The following is a 1,519-nucleotide window of genomic DNA, read 5'->3' as shown; positions in this document are numbered from 1 at the left end:
GAGCGGCCGCCGGCATTTCCAGATCGAGATCGGCCACAGCATCCAGCGCCGCACGCAGCTTCGCCGCCTGCTCCGTGCCGACCTTGTCCTCGAATTGCCGCTGGGCGATGCACCAGAGCTTGAGCGCCTCGTCGAGCTTGGCTTGGCCCCGTGGCGTCAGCCGCACGCGCTTGACGCGGCGGTCGTCCTTGTCGGGAAAGGTCTCGACATAACCGTCGCGGATCAGCGGTTTCAGCGTGTGGCCGAGCGCCGACAGGTCCATGATCAGCGCCTCGGCGATGGCGCCCATCGCCGGCTCGTCGCTGATGTGGATCTGAAAGAGCAGGCCGAACTGCGTGCCCTTCAGGCCTGACGGCGCCAGCGCGTCATCATAGAAGCGGCCTAGGCTACGCGCGGCGCGGCGCAGCGTGGCGTTGTTGCAGTCGCTGAATCCAGGCTTGCGAGCTTCGGTCATGATCACTCCTTGCCGGCGCAAAGACGCGCCAGCCTGCCGCAGAAATAGTTTTTGCCGCTGCCGTTGACAAGATAGTGGCATATACCTACTTCGGCAAAAGTGGCATATGCCACTAATCGAAATCAGAGGCTCGGCGGATGAACTGACCATCGGCGCCGAACCAGCGAAGCGGACAAAAGGAACAGGACAATGAGCACGAAGGACAACAAGGGCACGGCGGTCATCACCGGCGCATCCTCAGGCATCGGCGCGGTCTATGCGGACCGGCTGGCAGGGCAGGGCTACGATCTGGTGCTGGTGGCGCGCCGCGCCGACCGGCTGCAGGAGGTGGCGGACAGGCTCTCCTATGCCTATGGCCGCAAGGTCGATACGATCGTCGCCGACCTCTCCGTCGATGCCGATCTGCGCCGCGTCGAGCAGGCGGTCGCGACGGATGACAGCGTGACGCTGTTGATCAACAATGCCGGCGTGGCCGGCCTGGAGACGGTCGCAGACGCCGACGCAGACACGGCGGAGCGCATGATCAAGGTCAATGTCATTGCGCTGACCAGGCTGACCCACGCGGTGTTGCCGGGCTTGCTTGCGCGCAATCGCGGCGGGATCATCAACATCGCGTCGGTCGTCGCCTATGGCATCGCCGTCGGCGGCATCTACAGCGGCACCAAGGCCTATGTCGCCAACTTCACGGAAGCGCTGCAGAAGGAAGTCGCCGGCACCAATGTGAAGGTCCAGTCGGTGGTGCCCGGGCCGATCCGCACCGAGTTGTGGGACGTCTCCGGAATCAGCCTCGACAGGATCAATCCGGACTGGATCATGAGCGCCGAGGATCTGGTCGACGCGGCGCTTGCCGGCTTCGCCCAGGGCGAGACCGTCACCGCGCCCGGCCTTGCCGACGCGGCCGGGCTGACGACCTATCTCGGCGCCAGGGACCAGTTCTTCGGCAGCCTGTTCTCCGGCAAGCCGGCGGCGCGCTACGCCGTCTGAAGATTGCGGCAGCGCTGGTTTTCGTCGCCCCCGCAAAGCGGGGGAGAGGTGGCCGCGAGGCGGCTGGAGGGGGGCTTTCGT

At 65.6% G+C, this 1,519-nt stretch carries 2 protein-coding genes; one reads left to right on the top strand and one right to left on the bottom strand.

Features of this window, described 5'->3' with window-relative positions:
* On the bottom strand, positions 1–454 hold a 454-nt coding region (locus EOA27_RS35995), incomplete at its 3' end, for a MarR family winged helix-turn-helix transcriptional regulator (RefSeq protein WP_145970816.1).
* A 189-nt stretch (positions 455–643) separates the two neighbouring features.
* On the opposite strand from EOA27_RS35995, the gene EOA27_RS35990 reads away from it, so the two are divergent.
* Entirely contained in the window at positions 644–1,438 is a 795-nt protein-coding gene (locus tag EOA27_RS35990; RefSeq protein ID WP_126081738.1) for an SDR family oxidoreductase, read from the top strand.
* Positions 1,439–1,519 lie beyond the last annotated feature (81 nt).

Source organism: Mesorhizobium sp. M2A.F.Ca.ET.037.01.1.1 (assembly GCF_003998075.1).
Taxonomy (GTDB): Bacteria; Pseudomonadota; Alphaproteobacteria; order Rhizobiales; family Rhizobiaceae; genus Mesorhizobium.
The sequence above is the reverse complement of the archived record's forward strand: the minus strand, read 5'-3'. Positions and strand labels throughout refer to the sequence as shown.